At 61.2% G+C, this 16,754-nt stretch carries 18 protein-coding genes; 15 read left to right on the top strand and 3 right to left on the bottom strand.

Translation table 11 applies throughout. From position 1 onward, the window contains the following. The first annotated feature begins 244 nt into the window (after positions 1-244). Both E5673_RS01140 and E5673_RS01135 read left to right on the top strand, forming a co-directional pair. A complete protein-coding gene (locus E5673_RS01140; protein WP_136188612.1) occupies positions 245-514 on the top strand; it encodes a hypothetical protein in 270 nt (89 codons plus the stop codon). 437 nt (positions 515-951) lie between these two features. Continuing rightward, positions 952-1,986: a hypothetical protein gene (locus E5673_RS01135; protein WP_136188611.1), complete on the top strand. Its 1,035-nt coding sequence runs from the start codon at positions 952-954 to the stop codon at positions 1,984-1,986. A 271-nt stretch (positions 1,987-2,257) separates the two neighbouring features. On the opposite strand, the gene E5673_RS01130 is transcribed toward E5673_RS01135, so the two are convergent. Both E5673_RS01130 and E5673_RS01125 read right to left on the bottom strand, forming a co-directional pair. After that, positions 2,258-2,545 carry a hypothetical protein gene (locus E5673_RS01130; RefSeq protein ID WP_136188610.1) on the bottom strand — a complete coding sequence of 96 codons (288 nt, stop codon included), beginning with the start codon at positions 2,543-2,545 and terminating at the stop codon, positions 2,258-2,260. Continuing rightward, on the bottom strand, positions 2,508-2,786 hold the full coding sequence (locus tag E5673_RS01125; protein WP_136188609.1) for a hypothetical protein: 279 nt from the start codon (positions 2,784-2,786) through the stop codon (positions 2,508-2,510). Before E5673_RS01125 ends, E5673_RS01130 begins: the two co-directional genes overlap by 38 nt. A gap of 677 nt (positions 2,787-3,463) precedes the next feature. Between E5673_RS01125 and E5673_RS01120 the strand changes: the two genes are divergently transcribed. From E5673_RS01120 to E5673_RS01100, 5 genes are all read left to right on the top strand, one after another. Next, positions 3,464-3,673: a DUF6771 family protein gene (locus tag E5673_RS01120; protein WP_136188608.1), complete on the top strand. Its 210-nt coding sequence runs from the start codon at positions 3,464-3,466 to the stop codon at positions 3,671-3,673. Positions 3,674-3,723: 50 nt separating this feature from the next. After that, positions 3,724-5,523 (top strand): sensor domain-containing diguanylate cyclase, encoded by a 1,800-nt coding sequence (locus tag E5673_RS01115; RefSeq protein WP_136188607.1) that lies wholly within the window; start codon positions 3,724-3,726, stop codon positions 5,521-5,523. Between the two features lie 78 nt (positions 5,524-5,601). Beyond that, on the top strand, positions 5,602-6,021 hold the full coding sequence (locus tag E5673_RS01110; RefSeq protein ID WP_136188606.1) for a globin domain-containing protein: 420 nt from the start codon (positions 5,602-5,604) through the stop codon (positions 6,019-6,021). Between the two features lie 595 nt (positions 6,022-6,616). Next, complete coding sequence (locus E5673_RS01105; protein WP_136188605.1) at positions 6,617-7,357, top strand: Crp/Fnr family transcriptional regulator; 741 nt, start codon at positions 6,617-6,619, stop codon at positions 7,355-7,357. A 76-nt stretch (positions 7,358-7,433) separates the two neighbouring features. After that, positions 7,434-7,679, top strand: coding sequence for a hypothetical protein (locus E5673_RS01100; protein ID WP_136188604.1), 246 nt, complete (start codon positions 7,434-7,436; stop codon positions 7,677-7,679). Between the two features lie 910 nt (positions 7,680-8,589). Here E5673_RS01100 and E5673_RS01095 read toward each other — a convergent pair. Next, a complete protein-coding gene (locus E5673_RS01095) occupies positions 8,590-9,597 on the bottom strand; it encodes a LacI family DNA-binding transcriptional regulator (protein WP_136188603.1) in 1,008 nt (335 codons plus the stop codon). A gap of 125 nt (positions 9,598-9,722) precedes the next feature. Between E5673_RS01095 and E5673_RS01090 the strand changes: the two genes are divergently transcribed. The 8 genes from E5673_RS01090 to E5673_RS01055 are packed head-to-tail and all read left to right on the top strand — an operon-like array spanning position 9,723 to position 16,722. Next, positions 9,723-10,973, top strand: a complete 1,251-nt coding sequence (locus E5673_RS01090) for an MFS transporter (protein WP_136188602.1) — start codon at positions 9,723-9,725, stop codon at positions 10,971-10,973. Beyond that, positions 10,970-12,034, top strand: a complete 1,065-nt coding sequence (locus tag E5673_RS01085; RefSeq protein WP_136188601.1) for a sugar phosphate isomerase/epimerase — start codon at positions 10,970-10,972, stop codon at positions 12,032-12,034. Before E5673_RS01090 ends, E5673_RS01085 begins: the two co-directional genes overlap by 4 nt. Continuing rightward, positions 12,031-13,176 carry a Gfo/Idh/MocA family oxidoreductase gene (locus tag E5673_RS01080; RefSeq protein WP_210731785.1) on the top strand — a complete coding sequence of 382 codons (1,146 nt, stop codon included), beginning with the start codon at positions 12,031-12,033 and terminating at the stop codon, positions 13,174-13,176. The genes E5673_RS01085 and E5673_RS01080 overlap by 4 nt, the downstream gene beginning before the upstream one ends. Then, positions 13,173-13,559, top strand: a complete 387-nt coding sequence (locus tag E5673_RS01075) for a c-type cytochrome (protein WP_136188600.1) — start codon at positions 13,173-13,175, stop codon at positions 13,557-13,559. The genes E5673_RS01080 and E5673_RS01075 overlap by 4 nt, the downstream gene beginning before the upstream one ends. Before the next feature lie 13 nt (positions 13,560-13,572). Continuing rightward, complete coding sequence (locus E5673_RS01070) at positions 13,573-14,484, top strand: TIM barrel protein (RefSeq protein ID WP_136188599.1); 912 nt, start codon at positions 13,573-13,575, stop codon at positions 14,482-14,484. After that, positions 14,481-15,314 (top strand): DUF1080 domain-containing protein, encoded by an 834-nt coding sequence (locus E5673_RS01065; RefSeq protein WP_247599507.1) that lies wholly within the window; start codon positions 14,481-14,483, stop codon positions 15,312-15,314. Before E5673_RS01070 ends, E5673_RS01065 begins: the two co-directional genes overlap by 4 nt. After that, positions 15,311-15,892 carry a gluconate 2-dehydrogenase subunit 3 family protein gene (locus tag E5673_RS01060; protein WP_136188598.1) on the top strand — a complete coding sequence of 194 codons (582 nt, stop codon included), beginning with the start codon at positions 15,311-15,313 and terminating at the stop codon, positions 15,890-15,892. Before E5673_RS01065 ends, E5673_RS01060 begins: the two co-directional genes overlap by 4 nt. Next, a complete protein-coding gene (locus tag E5673_RS01055; RefSeq protein ID WP_136188597.1) occupies positions 15,889-16,722 on the top strand; it encodes a sugar phosphate isomerase/epimerase in 834 nt (277 codons plus the stop codon). The genes E5673_RS01060 and E5673_RS01055 overlap by 4 nt, the downstream gene beginning before the upstream one ends. The last annotated feature ends 32 nt before the right edge of the window (positions 16,723-16,754 follow it).

The following is a 16,754-nucleotide window of genomic DNA, read 5'->3' as shown; positions in this document are numbered from 1 at the left end:
AACTGTATATTTCATTTAAACAACCCCTCCTGATTCGGCCTCCCCAGGCCGATAAACAAACCGAAGTCTTTCTAATCTAAGGGGTCAACCTAAACCCAGACGGATCTGGTTATTTGTATTTAAAAGACGCTTTCCGCGGGCAAACATAGATCGGCTCTGCCGCCGTCGCGGAGCACAACGGAACAAATCACTTCCACGGGACTTCAACCTGCCTAGTTCATAACGAACGACAGGGGATCGAAAAATGAAGAAGGCATTCGTTATCGCAATGGCAGCCGGGCTTGTCTCGCTGTCGGCATGCAACTCCAGCCCACGTGAACAGGCAGCAGATAACATCGAGTCCAACACCGAGGCTGTCGCAGATAACCTGGAAGACGCTGCGGACAACGTGAGTAACGACGCGGCCGAAGCGAGCCTCGAGAACAAGGCGGATGCCGTCCGTGCAACCGGTCAGAACCAAGCTGACGATATGCTGACGAACGATCCCGACACGAACCTGTCGAACGGTATCTAGTTTCACGAGTCAGAACGAGCCGCTCCCAAGCACAGCTCGAACTGGAAGGGCGCCCGAGGAAACTTGGGCGCCCTTTTCGTATGGCAGTCCGCCGGTGGAAGGCGTGTTCGCGCCAATAAGAATAGGTCCGCAGAATATTGCTTTCGATCTCTGCAATGGCTTGGCTGATAGCGAGCAAATCGCGAATCCGATCGAGTAAAATCCCAGCTGGGCGCTGTTGGCGCTCACGGCCGTAGGAGCGATTAGGCAGACGCCCGAGAGGCGGGGTTGTCGAACAAGTCTACAGCGCAATCTATCAGTCGCTCGATATCGAGGTAAGGCAGCCTCCTCTGCCAGTATAACTTTTGGGCATGGCGCTACGCTGGGCAAGGTTCTGGCGATGCTTGTCCTCGTGGCCGGTCTGGATCATGACGATAATTTATAGGGGAAGGGCGCGCATGAAGCGGTTGATGATGGCTGTCGCGTTGGGGCTTGCAATGCCGGTAGCAGCGCGGGACTTGTCGGTCCCGACGGACAAAGGCTGGAAGCATGCCGAGACAGGGTTGATACTAATGCCGCAACTGGCTGAAATGTCGCGTACCGCGCTCACCGATGCGACGCAGACTGAGCATGATGTAGCCGCGCAGTACGAGACGCCGGATAAGAACGCTTTTGCTACCATCTACCTTTTTCACCCCGCGATAGCTGACGTCAGCTTTTGGTTCGACCGATCGCAAACGGCGCTGGAAGCGCGAGACCTTTTCAAGAACGCGTCGCCTGCAACCGCCGATCCGATCGCTTTCGCCGTCGGCGGCGCACGGGCAGCGTCGTCGTTGCGCCAGGTCTATGCAACACCTGCGGGTCAATACCGGAGCACCGCGCTCTCAGTCGTGCCGGTCGGTGATTGGATCGTCAGCGTTCGAATGAGCGCCAAGACACTGACCGCTGAGCAACTGGACGCACGTCTTCAGCAGGTGATTGCGGCCATCCGTTGGCCTCAAGCCGTTGGCGCCGAAGCGCCCGCCGCCGCGCCGTTGAAAGGATGTGCGACGCCGCTGACATTCGGTAAGGCGAAGTTGGCCAAGCCAGACGGGGCTGATCTGCTGATGTCTCTGATGGGAAGCAGTCTAGCGGCCAAGAAGAATGCGGAGGCGAAGTCCGAACCTTTGGTTCGTACGACTTGGTGTCGCGATGGGGACACGCGAACGGAATACGGAATGTACCGATCAGATGGCGCTTCAAGCGGCTACGTGCTCGCGTTGTACGATGCTGGTCGTGTCGTTAGCGTGTATCCGTCCATCATGGGACAGATCAATAAAACCGGATTATATTCGGTTTCTCTGGAAGACGTCGAAGGGACGGTATCAGCTTTCCAGTCTTTTACCGCGTTGCCATCGCCTAATCAGGTATGGAGTTTGATCAACCACGGCCAACGCACCGGTACGAAAAATGGTAATCAGCTGACGATGAGTTCCAAAGCATTTTCGAGCTGAGCGTAATCAGACATGTGCAAACGCGATCAATCAGCGGCGCCGTGACATCGAACGTTGGGTATCTACATCCTGAAGGAATGAGGGATGAACCGATGTCCCCATCAACTGCATCCGCGGGCGCGACCCAAACGTAGATCGCCGTGAAGCGCTAGATACGTCACTCGTGGAGAAACGAATGATAAACGCAGATCGCGAATTCGATTTTATGATCAGCGACGGTGGAGTTCCGGGAGTCTTCCTCCCGCGTTATACGGTGATCCAGGGGAGGCTATCAAAGGCCGCTTATGAGCGTCTTATCGGGAATTGCGAAGGCTTGGGCGACCAAGAGCAGGAACGCGTCGTTCAGCGTGCCGTTGAACGGCGATACAGGATCAACGGAGCAATCACCCAACTGTCCGATGTGAAACCGTCCGATATTACCGCGGCGATTAGAGCAGACCACATCGGCGAACGTAGCGCGGGATAGCGGATGGGCGGTCGCCCCCGGCGTGCGAGAGTTGACGCGATAGCCTATGGCTTGATCACGCGTCCGGGTCTCGCCGGTCACGATCGCGGTCAAGCGACATAGCGGCGGCGGACGTCTGACCATCGACGTAAATTTCCCACAAGATCAGGCCCTCTGCGTTGGTTACAGACACGTTCCAGGGGCGAGAACCCCAGAACACTTCAGGGGCGTCTTGCATCATCTGGCCGCAGGTACGGATCGCCTCTCGACGGGCTTCCGCATAACCGGGAAACTCTATCCCCTCGTCGTCGGTGGTCCGTATGTCGGTCTCGGTATGGAAGTAAAAACGGGGCACCGCGATCTCCTATCCACTGTTAACGCAACTGCCCGTTCATGGTGCCGGGGTATTGTCACAGATCAACGTGGTTGATCCTGAATGGGTTCGGACGCTTCGAATAAGACCTGTGTCGCGCATTTGCACCGAAGCAGCAGCTTCTGTTTTGACCCATATATTTACAATCTGCTAATCAACGGTGGACCTTCACGACGCATTGCCTGTTTAATGCATAGTGGTCAGGGCCAACTCCGATGACAGGCGCACGCCCAGCGTTGTCCGAAAAGACTGTCTTGCGCGTTTACCGCGTGAACCGCATTGGCTCTGTTCCGCATCATAATCGTGCGGAAAGGCAGTAATGGGCTGGGGAGGTTTTCGGGCCTCCCCTTTACCCTTGGCGCACACACAAGAGTTGATGGCGCAGGTCCGGCCTGGAGGGCTAGGCCGAACATTGACACGGCCGCCGCTGCGTTCCACCTTGTTCTCATGGAACATGCACCCGACGCGGTGCGCCATGGCGCTGAACCGCTGTCTCAGACGCACCATCTGATCGCGGAAATCTTGCCCGAACTACGGCCTGCGGAGATGCAGACGGTCTACTTCCAGTGCATGGAGGACGGCCCCGAAAGCCTGTTGGCGCCAATCGAGGCGGAGTTCGCACGTCGTGGCCTTTCACCCCATGCTATGACGTTTGGTTCATGGCGAGCTTGATCACCGCTGAACGGATCGCAGACCTGATCAAGCAGGCTCCGGGCTGGGCCCTTGTGGGGCTTACCGTGCCGCAGGAGCGATTGAGAGCTGACGCACGACGGGAGGTTGTCCGGCACGTCTACAGCGCCCTCTACAGGCCGATTGGTATTGAGGTGGGGCAGCTACGTTTGCCGCTTTTCACCACGATCCAACCATAAACTTAAATTGGTAAGCAGTGCCGTTAAGGATTTTCGGCTACGTAATTACCATGCGCCAAATGTTTGCACGGTTGGGCTATTCGCCGCTCGGTCCGGCGCTGCTAGGCATCGCTTATTTTGCATTGGCCGTGTTGTCGCTGGTCGTAGCGCGGGGGGCTCATGGAATAGCCGCAATCTGGCCGCCTAGCGGCATTCTATTGGCAACGCTGCTCATCGTGCCCCGGCGTGCCGTCTGGCGGTTCGCGATGGCTGCGATCGTTGCAAGTTTGGCGGCGAACCTTCTTGAAGGATCCGGATTCCGCGTCGCTGCGGGGTTTACCGCTGCCAACGGGATCGAGGCATTGGTTGCGACGGTGATGCTGAGGCGGCGAGGTGGGCGGCGGATATCTTTTATCGATCCATCAGGCTTGTCCACATTCTTTATCGCGACGTTGATCGCCGCATCGGTAAGTGCAGGGCTGGCGGCCTGTATTTCTCCCCAGCCAGGCCGGGAATTCATGCTCGCTTGGCTTAGCACGGTATGGCTGGGCATGTTGCTCGTGACGCCGCTATTGTTTGCGATATTCGAAATAGCTGTCTCTGCGAAACGGGCGGTGTCCGGCCGTGAAACTCTGAACTTGGCAGGAATCGTTGTGTTGACGGTCGTCGCGACCGGTACGACGTTCTATCAAAGCCAATATCCGATGCTGTTCGTGCCGATGATGGTCATCGTGATCGCAGTCCTGCGCGGCGGCATGCTCGGCGGGGTCATCAGCATTATCGTCGTTGTGATGCTCGGATCGCTGGCGCTTTGGTTGGGCTCGGGACCTATCTTCCTGATCCGTGCGTCCCATGAATCGCGTATTCTGTTTTTTCAGTTCTACCTTTTGTCGCTGTTCGTTTCCGCGCTCCCGATGGCAACGCTTCTTGCCGCCCGCGATCGCTTAAGGATCAATCTTTCGGAACGTGTCCGTCTGCTCGATCAGGCTGAGGCGGTCGCGCACATCGGGCATTGGCGTATCAATCCCTCCGATCAGGCGATCTACTGGTCGCCTGAGGTATTCCGCATTCATGGTCTGCCGGAGGGCCAACCGCCAGCATTGGATCAGGCCATTGATCTGTATCACCCAGCTGACCGGGGGCGTGTGTCGGAGGCTGTAAAACGCGCCCTTACGGATGGTCGGCCGTTCGCGTTCGAAGCCCGGCTGGTTCGTTCCGACGGCGCCATTCGGCATGTCGAGACGCAGGGTGAGCGAGTGTACTCGTCGAGAGAGGATGCGATCGGACTATTCGGTTTGATCCGCGATGTTACAGAGCAAATCGAAGCGCGACGGGTCCTCAGCGATGCTCGCGACGCAGCCGATCGGAGCGCTGAGGCTGCGATGTTACTCGCTTCAACCGATGCCTTGACCGGTCTCGCGAACCGGCGGCGTATTGTCGAATATCTCGATGACAAATTGAGGGGCGCAGCCGCCGGTGAGGCTCAGCCTTCGATCGTCTTATTCGACATTGATCACTTTAAGTTCGTCAATGATCGCTACGGACATGATATCGGCGACGAGGTTCTCAAACGGGTCGCGTCGGCCGCCGCTGAAGGGCTGCGAAACACTGACCTTATCGGTCGCTACGGGGGGGAGGAGTTCGTTATCATCCTACCCGGAACCGACGCGAGCTCGGCGTTGCAGATCGCCGAACGCGTCCGAGCCAAGGTTGAAGCCTCTCAGCATGAGGGGCAACCGACGGTTACCGTCAGCCTTGGCATTGCCTCAACTGGCGGCGAGGATACCAGTCATAGTATTCTCAAGCGTGCCGACGTGGCGCTGTACGAAGCAAAAAGTGCAGGCCGAAACCGATTGCGCTTGGCTTCATGAACCAAAAGGCTAACCTGATAACGCATCAGTAACAAATAGTCGTGTATGCATAAGGTCCATCTGTAAGGGGAGGGGGAAATGCCTTTGACGATGGAGCAGATGCGACTTGTAACGCGCAGCTACGCCCAGATATCGAGTTCCCCGCATCCTTATTCCGAAATATTTTATTATCGACTACTGCTGAACCACCCCTTTGCACGCGCACTTTTTCCTGACGACATGACGCATCAGATATTTGTTTTCTCAAAAACTATTGATGTTCTGGTTGAGAATGTTGCGAATCTTACGCGACTAAGGCCGACGTTGACGGATCTGGCGAAGAAGCATGTCAAGTACGGCGTTAAGGCATACCAATATGCTGCGGTCGGAACGGTATTGATCGATACATTTGCAGAGCTCTTGGGAGAGGATTTCACCCGTGAAGCCCGTGAGGCTTGGGAGTTGGTCTACGCCGAAACTGCGGGCGTTATGATCTCCGCAGCGTATCCTGAAAACTAGACGACGCGCGGCAGAAGCTCAGGGGATAAATCTTTATACGCGCGAAAGGCATACATCCTTTCGGTTGGGGTTTAAGGTCAATGCCCTTTGTATAAGCGCTGAAGCGGGGACCCATGCGTTCGTGGTACAAACGCGTTAAACCGGAGGATAAGGTTAATTAGAGGTGCAGCCTGGCGCCAAGCCGGAAACCCTGATGCCTGAAATCTGTCAACCTCTACAATTGCTTACGACAGATTCTATCGGGATGCTGCCTAGATATTTATTCGCATGGCGACTTTACGATATTATCCAAGTTCAAGCGCTGCATTATTCGGAGTAGCACTTTCATCTAACCTGTGTTAATTTATAATATTGTCATCGACTATGCCGCGAGCACGATGACGACAGGGGGGTATAACTCTCGCTTGCAGAGCCGAGTGCCTGCCATGATCCCCAAATATGACATAGAATACAGCTTGGTGCGCGAGGCTGAAGAACGGCTCGCTGCGAAAAATGCTGCAGATGATACCGCTCGGGTAGCACATGCCGAATTGGCTGACCGCTACGCAGATCGCGCATGGTCCGCGCGTGAGGCTCGGTGCGAAGACGGCCTGAAATGCTGATGTTGCAACGTGCCCTCCTGGACGCCAACCCTGCGCACCCGCTGCTCATGAAGCTCGAGCAGCACGCGACGCTTCCGCCTGAGGACCGAGATTTGCTGAGCAGGATGCTGGCTGACATCCGGACGTTCGATGGCCGTCGTGATATTATCCGGGTCGGCGACAATCCCGAGTTTGTCCATCTAGTGATAGACGGATGGGCGTGCCGCTATTCAATTGTCGATGACGGTCAGCGACAGATCACCGCGTTCCTTGTCCCAGGCGATTTTTGTGATGCGCACATCATCATGCTCGGCCAGATGGATCATAGCATCGGTGCGCTGGGCCAAGCGAGGGTGGCGTTCATATCGAAGGATTTGATGGCCGAAGTCGTGGAGCGCCCAGGTCTCACGCGGGCATTGTGGTGGGCAAGCCTCGTCGATGAAGGGGTCTTAAGGGCTTGGCTCGTCAACATGGGGCGCAGGGACGCCTCCGACCGCGTCGCCCACCTCGTATGCGAGCTGCACGCCAGGTTACTTAGTGTTGGCATGGGCGGCAACAACACCTTCGAGATGCCCCTGACGCAAGAGGATCTCGGCGATGCCCTTGGTCTCAGCCCGGTTCACATCAACCGAGTTGTTCGACGCCTTCGGGAGCGCGGGCTCATGACGTTTTCAAACCGGAAGATCGTCATCCAGGATATCGAAGCGCTGAAACAAGAGGCCGGTTTCAATCCGCGTTACCTTCACCTGAAATAACCGCCCGCCGCGATCTATCCAAATGATGATGCTCTTGGTTTCATCTCGATGCAGCGCTGCCGGTTAAAGGACTCAAATGATGAACTTTCCCTGGAAAGAGAACGCTACGCTGGTGCGTATGGCCGCCGCCGGTCAATCGGACGATCAGTCATCCGAAATATTATTCGAAGGTACGTTGCTGGCGCTCGCCAAGAAGGTTCAGGCGATGAAGCAGCTTGATCGTCGCGGTCTGCGCCTGTCGCTGCCCGATCGGCTTATCCGCCCGCACACCTTCCAAGACGGCGCTTTGACGGCATTGATTGACAACATCCCGCGCGGTTAGGGCATAGGCTGGGAGGCAGGAGGTCCGCACCATGACGATTACGTTGATAATGGCGGAGAGTGACGGCGAGGATCACGGACGACGGGCGGACTCGTACGCAGGGCAATGCCCCTTCAGCTTCCAGGAGGGCAACCTACGGACTGCGTGGTTCCGTGGGTTCTCCAAGGGGCGATCCGCTACCGCTGGGCCCTTGGAGGCCTCAAGCACTCTCAGTGTAGCCGAGTGTGATGCGCTGATTGAACGGCTGAGGGTGCTGGGGATCGGCAGGTGACGTGTAGGTGTTCGACGTTTTGGTGGGGCTTGTTGAGCTTCGACGCCGTTTACCGGTTCGCATCCGGGAAGATCGCCAACGTAGCTGCGCCGCCAGCATTACCGTCTGGTAGCCGGGTATAGCGCAGGTCGATTTTTTGGCTTTTCCCAAGCCAAAGCGCTTTCGCTAGGAAGCGGCCGATCGGCGGTCTCAGTCCAAACTGGGAAGCGGCTGGGTGCCGCCGCCGGGGCACAGGATATAGGTCCATAAGTACCTATAATTGTTTGGTTATTCCCCGTGCGTCACTAGCCTTCGTAATGCGGGGGTCACAGGTTCGAGTCCTGTAAGCGGCACCATCCTATTAAATCGCTGATATCTTTGAAACTAGTCCGAACCGCCATTTACCGATCGGACAATGGCGGCCGGATTGTAGTGGCGCGGTCCGATCTTGCGGTATCGTTCAATGTCGCCTGTTGATCTCTCCGGAATTTGGCCCCTCCGTGGGTTGGCGGATCACTGAAGACAGGGGCTGTCACCGCGGGTGGACGATCTTGCCGATGATCGCGCACGATGTTCAGCGTCAACTCGATACGTCGCAAGGGACATGTGTCGTGCCACGCCTTCCTGCCGAAAACTGCCAACCGCTGAGTTCGATGCTGGTCAAAGGTCCACAGCAGGGGGGGCGGTGCTGCTGCGTATCACGAGTTCGTGTTGGAGTGTAACCTGCTGCGAAGGGCTTTCGACGCCACGGAGGATGTCGACGAGCAGATCGACGGTGCGGCGGCCGATCATGCCTTTGGGTTGGGCGATCGTCGTCAGCGGGGGCTGAAAATAGCGCGCGAGGGGAAGATCGTCGAAGCCGATCACCGAGACGTCCTTCGGGCATTTGAGCCCTGCGTCGCCGATCACGCTGAGCGCGCCCATCGCCATCTCGTCGCTGAAGCAGAAGATCGCGGTGACGTCGTTGTCGATCAGGTCGCGCGTGTGGCCGATGGCCGAGCCGGCGGAATAGTCGCCGATCCGGATGGAGAGACTGTCGCGCAGGCCGGCGCGGGTCGCGGCGTCGATCGCGCCGGCGAGGCGATCGCGGCTGATCGGGCTGATCTGCGGGCCGGTGATCATGCCGATCTTGCGGTGGCCGAGGTCGATCAGGTGCTGGATCGCGTCGGCGCTGGCGGCGGCGTTGTCGATGTGGACGCTGGGGACACCAAGGTCGGCGCTGTATTCGCAACCGTTGACGATCGGTGCCGCAGTCCCTTTGCGCGACAGCAATGGCGCGAGGCTGGCGGGCAGGCGGTGGCCGAGGAAGATCAGCCCGTCGACTTCGCGGCGCGAGAGCATGTCCGCATATTGGTCCTCGACCTCCGGATCGTGCCGCGTGTCGCCGACCACGACCGAATAGCCGGCGTCACGTGCAGCTTCTTCGGCGCCACGGATGACGCTCGCGAAGAACGCGTTGGAGATGTCGGGGACGGTCAGCAGGATCTTGGCGGCACGCAACGTCCGCAAGCTGCGTGCGGCGACGTTGGGCGTGTAGCCGGACTCGCGAACGACCTGCAGGACACGTCGCCGCGTTTCTTCGGACACCTGTTCGGGGCGGCTGAGAACGCGCGAAACCGTGGCGGTCGAGACGCCTGCGAGAGCGGCCACTTCGATGATCGTCGGCATAAGGCCGTCATGTATCCGGTCGTGGACAGTGTCGATCTATATCCGATGTAATCCTTTACATTCGATTGGGGGCTCCGTAGCTTCATGTCCGACAAGCAGTAAAACTGCGATCGGAGAGGTGGCGAATGGCCGTTGCGGACACTGCACAATATTCAACAGACGTCGCGCAGCCGGGTGGTCTGCTGACAGGCCGCCTGAGCGCGATGATGTTCATGCAGTTCTTCGTGTGGGGCGCCTGGACCGTCACGCTTGGCCTCGTCATGCAGACCGTGGGGATCGGCAACCTCATCGGCAACGCGTTCTCGGTCGGGCCGATCGCGTCGATCGTCGGGTCGTTCCTGCTCGGCATGGCGGCCGCACGGTATGTCAGCCCGCGGATGCTGATGGTCATCCTGCACCTAGTAGGCGGCGTGCTGTTGTTCGTTCTGCCGTCGCTGGTCACGCCGGAAAACGGCGGCACTTTCGTCTGGCTGCTGCTCTGCTACATGATCCTCTACATGCCGACGGTCGGTCTCGCGAACACGATCGCGCTGAAGAGCTTCGGCGAGCGGACCGACAAGTTCCCGTTCGTCCGTGCGTTCGGTACGCTCGGCTGGATTACGGCGGGTCTGATCATCGGCTCGACAGGGCTGTCCGCGAGCCCCGAGATCTTCCGCGTCGCAGGCGTGGTGTCGATCGCGCTCGGCCTCTACAGCTTCACGCTGCCGAACGTGACGGCGGATGCGCCCCGCGACGAGAGCGTGCTCCGCCAAGTGTTGTGCGTCGAGGCGTTCGGGTTGCTCCGCCAGCGCTCGTTCCTGATCTTCATGACCTGCGCGACGCTGATCTCGATCCCGCTGGCGATGTATTACGCCTATGCGTCGCCCTATGTCGGCGCGACCGGCATCAATAACGTCGGCGGCACGCTCGCGATCGGGCAAATGTCCGAACTCGTGTTCATGTTCTCGATGCCGTGGCTGTACCGCCGGTTCGGCGTGAAGCCGCTGCTGCTGGTCGGCATGGCGGCATGGGCGTTGCGCTACGCCTTGTTCGCGATCGGCGATGGCGGATCGTCGTTGTGGGCGGTGTATCTCGGCGTCGCCCTTCACGGCGTGTGCTATGATTTCTTCTTTGTCGCCGGCGCGATTTACACCGGCACGATCGCCACGCCGAAGGGTGTGAATGCGCAGGCGCAGGGCATGCTGACGCTGTTCACCTACGGTGTCGGGATGCTGCTCGGATCGCAGATCGGTGCGCTGTTGTATGCGCAATTGCCCGCATCGCCGACCATCGCCGACTGGCAGCATATGTGGTGGTATCCCGCGATCGCCGCGGCAGTGATCGCGCTGCTGTTCCAGTTCACGTTCCGCGACGACACCAGGAAGATCGCAGCATGACCGGCATGAAGGGCCCCGGGATATTCCTCGCCCAGTTCCTTGGCGACGAAGCGCCGTTCGACACGCTCGACGGTCTGGCGGAATGGGCGGCGGGGCTCGGCTATGTCGGCGTCCAGATCCCCTGCAACGCGCAACTGATCGACCTGAAGCTCGCCGCCGAGAGCAAGACCTATTGCGACGACCTTCGGGGTAGCCTTGCCAAGCGCGGCATCGAAGTCACCGAGCTGTCGACGCATCTGCAAGGACAGCTGGTTGCGGTCCATCCGGCGTATGACACGCTGTTCGACGGCTTCGCGCCCCCCGAGGTCCACGGCAAACCTGCCGAGCGCCAGCTCTGGGCGGTCGAGCAGGTGAAACTGGCGGCGAAGGCGAGCGCCAATCTCGGCCTGTCCGCGCATGCGACCTTCTCCGGCGCGCTGGCATGGCCGTACGTCTACCCCTGGCCGCAACGCCCCGCCGGGCTGATCGAGGAGGCGTTTGCCGAACTCGCGCGCCGGTGGACGCCGATCCTCGACGTTTTCGAGGAAGCTGGCATCGATTGCGCGTTCGAGGTGCATCCCGGCGAGGACGTCCATGACGGCGCGACCTGGGAGCGGTTCCTGACGGCCGTCGACAACCATCCGCGCGCGCGCCTCCTGTTCGATCCGTCGCATTTCGTGTTGCAGCAGCTCGACTATCTCGACTTCATCGACCGCTATCACGACCGGATCTCGTGCTTCCACGTCAAGGATGCCGAGTTCAACCCGAACGGTCGCACCGGCGTCTATGGCGGCTACGAGAACTGGGTCGATCGCGCCGGCCGGTTCCGCTCGCTCGGCGACGGGCAGGTCGATTTCTCCGGCATCTTCAGCAAGATGGCGCAATACGGCTATGACGGCTGGGCGGTTCTCGAATGGGAGTGTGCGCTCAAGCGGTCCGATGACGGCGCCCGCGAAGGTGCGCCGTTCATCCGCGATCACATCATTCGCCTGACCGAACACCCGTTCGACGACTTCGCCGCCAGCGGCATCGATCGCGTCGCTATCCGCAAGCTGCTCGGACTGTCGGAGGAGCAGGCATGAGCCGTCTCCGTCTCGGCATGGCCGGCGGCGGGGAGGGGGCCTTTATCGGCGCGGTCCACCGGATGGCGGCGGCGCTCGACGGCGATTGGGACCTGGTGGCGGGTGCGTTCAGCACCGATGGCGGGCGCAATACGCGCACCGGCGAGCTGCTCGGTCTCGATCAGCAGCGCGTCTACCGGTCGCTTGAAGCACTGATCGCGCACGAACGCACATTGCCCGCGGATGAGCGCATCGAAGCCCTAGCGATCGTCACGCCGAACCACCTCCACGCGCCTATGGCGATCGCCGCGCTCGACGCCGGCTTCCACGTGTTCTGCGAAAAGCCGATGGCGATGAGCGTCTTCGAGGCCGAGGCGATCGCCGCCGCCGCCAAGGCGAGCGGCCGCCAATTCGCGCTGGCGTTCACTTACAGCGGCTATCCAATGGTCGAAGAGGCACGCGCCCGCGTGGCCCGTGGCGATTTTGGCGCGATCCGGTTGGTGCAGGTGGAATATCTACAAGGCTGGCTCAGCCAACCAATCGACACCGACGGCAACAAGCAGGCCGAGTGGCGCACCGATCCCGCCCGCGCGGGGCTCGGCGGCTGCCTCGGCGACATCGGCACGCACGCGTTCCAGCTTGCCGAGCATGTCTCAGGCCTGTCGGTGCAATCGGTCTCTGCGGACCTCACCACGCATGTCGAGGGCCGCCGGCTCGACGACGACGTCAACGCACTGCTCCGCTTCGAGGGCGGCGCGCGCGGCGTGCTCAAGGCGAGTCAGGTCGCGGCGGGAGAGGAGAACGGGTTGCGGCTGCGCATCCACGGCGAACGCGGCGGGCTCGACTGGTCGCAGTTGGAGCCGAACACGCTGACATTGCGCTGGCTCGATCGTCCGGCCGAGATCGTACGGACCGGCGGGCCCGGCATGCTCGACGCCACCGCCACGCTGGTGCGGACCCCAGCGGGGCATCCCGAGGGCTATATCGAAGCCTTCGCCAACCTCTACCGCGCATTCGCCTCGGCGATCCGCAGTGATAGCGACAAACGCTGGTTTCCGGGCGTGACCGATGGCCTGCGTACGATGCGGTTCATCGAAGCGGTGATCGCCAACGCCGCATCGGACCAGAAATGGACTTCAGTAAATCCGGGAGAGAATGAATGAAGTTGCTCATGGCCTTGGTCGCGGGAAGCATCGCGGCGGTTGCGGCGGTCACGATATCCGTGCCGACCACCGCGCAATCGACCGCAGCCTCACCCCCGGCGTTCGCAGCTTGCCGCGCCTGCCATACCGTCGTGAAGGGCGGCCGCAACGGCATCGGCCCGAACCTGTACGGCGTGGTCGGCCGTGCCGCCGCCGCGACACCCGGCTTCAACTATTCGGCTGCGCTGAAGGCGTCGAAGCTGCGCTGGGACGAGCAGACGCTCAACGAATATCTGACCGCACCCCAGAAGAAGGTGCCGGGCACGCGCATGCCGATCGCGACCCCCGATGCCGCCAAGCGTGCTGCGATCATCGCGTACCTGAAGGCGGAGGGCGCGAAGTGATCGCGCCGTGCGCATGACGCTCTCGCGCCGTACCCTGCTCGCCGCCGGTGCCGCGGCATCGCTGGTCCCCGCCGGGATCGCCGCCCAGCGCCGCGGCAGCAATGCCGCACGGTTCTCGCTCGGTTACGCGCCGCACGAGGGCAGCTTCGCCAGTCGCGGCGGACGGATCGAGCAGATCGCCTATGCCGCCGACCAGGGGTTCACCGCCTGGGAGGACAATGAGGCGGCAACGCGGTCGGTCGCCGAGCAGGAGCAGATGGCCAAGGCGCTGGCGCAGCGCGGCATGACGATGGGCGTGTTCGTCGCCAGTATGCCGAAATGGGCGAAGTCGCGGCCGCTCCTCGGCGCTAACGACGGCGCCGAGCGCGAGGCTTTCCTCGCCGATATCCGCGCCTCGCTCGACGTCGCCAAGCGGCTGAATGCAAAGCGGATGACCGTCGTGACCGGCTTCATGGACCCGAAGGTTCCGGTCGATATCCAGACGGCGCGCGTGATCGACGTCATGCGCCGCGCGGGCGATATCGTCGCGCCGTCGGGCACGGCGATGGTGATGGAGCCGCTCAACACGCGGACCAACCATCCCGGCGTCTACATGCAGACGATCTCGCAGGGCTATGCGGTCGCGCGCGGGGCCAACAGCCCGGCGGTGAAGATCCTCGCCGACCTGTATCACGAGCAGATCCAGTCGGGGAACCTGATCCCGACGCTGGCCACCTGCTGGAGCGAGATCGGCTATATCCAGTTCGGCGACAATCCGGGTCGCAACGAGCCGTCGACCGGCGAGATCAACTTCGCCTCGGTCGTGAAGTGGCTGAAGGCGAAGCGCTACACCGGCGTGATCGGCATGGAACACGGCAATTCGATCGCAGGCCGCGCAGGCGAGGATCGCCTGATCGCCGCCTACCGCGAGATCGACGCAGCATGAAGGGGATGGGGATGAAGACGGTGGTGATGGCGAGCGTCATCGTGGCGCTGGCGGGGCCAGTTGCGGCGCAGGATAAGCCCGGCTTCAAGGACACGCCGATGCTGCCGGGCGGCCAGTGGCACGTCCATGATGCCGACCGCCCCGCGCCGGTCATCGTCGCCCCGGCCGCGACCCCCGGCGGTCCGCCCGCCGACGCGGTCGTGCTGTTCGACGGACGCTCGCTCGACGCATGGAAACCCGATCGCATCGCTTGGCCGATCGCGAACGGTGTCCTCACGATCCCCTCGCGCGCGAAAAGCGGCGGCGAGAACAACCTCGTCTCGAAACAGAGCTTCGGCGACGTGCAGATGCACCTTGAATTCCGCTCGCCCAACCCGCCGACCAAGACATCACAGGATCGCGGCAACAGCGGCATCTGGTTCATGCAGCGCTACGAACTGCAGATCCTCGATGGCTCGCAGAACCCGACCTACGCCGATGGCACCGTTGGCGCGGTCTACGGCTGGAAGCCGCCGCTAGTGAACGCCGCGCGCCGGCCCGGCGAGTGGCAAACCTACGACATCGTGTTCGAGCGCCCCCGCTTCGCTGCCGACGGCAGCCTGCTCCGCCCGGCCTACGTCACCGCGTTGCTTAACGGCGTGCTCGTCCAGAACCACCAGGCGATGCTCGGCACCACCATCTGGCGCAAGGTGGCCAGTTACACCGCGCACGCCGATGCCGCACCGATCCAGCTCCAGGATCACGATTCACCGGTGTCGTTTCGCAACATCTGGGTCCGTCCGTTGACCCAAGCGGCGATTGCGCAGGACCTGAAGAAGGACGGTAAATGATCGACCGCAGAACAGCACTCGCCGGTGTCGTCGCCATGTTCGGCACGGCTTTGTATGCGCCGATCGCACGCGCCGCCGGGATCGCTGCAACACCGGGCGCCGCGGCGGGGATCCCCGTCATCAGCGAAGGCCCGCCAAGTGTCGCGGTCTTCACGGCCCCTCAGCGCGCGCTGATGACCGCGCTCAGCGAACGCGTGCTGCCGACCACCGATACGCCAGGCGCGATTGCGGCCGGCGTCCCCGCGTTTATCGAAAAGTTGCTCGCCGATTGGGCTGCGCCCGCTGATCGGGTGCCGATCCTCGCCGGCCTCGACGCAATCGAGGCGCGAAGCTTGGCGGACTACAAGGTCCCCGGCGCAAAGGCGACCGCGGCACAGCACGACGCGCTCCTCACGCTGGCGATGAACGACCAGATCCCGTCCGGCGGGGTCTTCTTCGAGGCGTTCCGCCAACTCGTCGTCACCGGCTATTACACGTCGGAAATCGGCATGACGCAGGAGCGCGAATATTTGCCCGTGCCGGGCGAGTATAACGGCGCATTCCCCTATTCTCAGGTCAACAAGGTGTATTCCGCATGATCCTCAGCCGTAGAAACCTGCTTGCCGGCTCCGGCGCGGTCGCCGCCCTCGCGTTCGTCCCGACTGCCTCCGCGGCACAGTTGAAGGCGATCGGCCTGCAACTCTACACCATCCGCGACATCTTCTCGAAGGACCCGTTCGGTACGCTCGGGCAGGTCGCGAAGATCGGCTACCGCGAGGTCGAATTTGGCGGTGGCGGCTACGAGGGCATGGACCACGCGCAGCTGCGCCGGACGATGGACAAGCTCGGCCTGACCGCGCCGTCGGTGCATATCGGTTACGACGCGCTACTCCAGCGGTTCGACCAGTCGGTTACGATGGCCAAGACGCTCGGCGCGACCACGGTCGTGCTCCCGTACATGACCGACGAGCATCGCAACGAGGCGGGCTGGACCGCGGCGCTGCCGAACTTCAACCGGTTCGCGACCGACCTGAAAAAGGCCGGGCTGGGCTTCGCCTATCACAACCACGATTTCGAGTTCACCACCAAACCGGGCGGCGTCAGCCTGTACGAGCGGCTGCTGAAAGAGACCGATCCCGCGCTCGTGAAGCTCGAGCTCGATCTCTACTGGGCGCTGCATGCCGGCGAGAACCTGACGACGCTGATCGAGCGTCTCTCGCAGCGGATCTACGCCTATCACGTCAAGGATATGCGGCCCGATCGCAGCATGGCGGCGGTCGGTGCGGGGACGGTCGATTTCGCCGCGCTGTTCCAGCTGAAGGGCAGCGCCGGCGTTCGGCATTTCTACGTCGAGAACGACCAGGCCCCCGCGCCGTACCTGCCCGACATCACCACGAGTTTCCGGACGTTGCGCGCGCTTCGGTTCTGATCGGCCGCTTCTGAACGGGCGCGTTTCTTACA

The organism is Sphingomonas sp. PAMC26645, from assembly GCF_004795835.1.
GTDB lineage: Bacteria > Pseudomonadota > Alphaproteobacteria > Sphingomonadales > Sphingomonadaceae > Sphingomonas.
The sequence above is the reverse complement of the archived record's forward strand: the minus strand, read 5'-3'. Positions and strand labels throughout refer to the sequence as shown.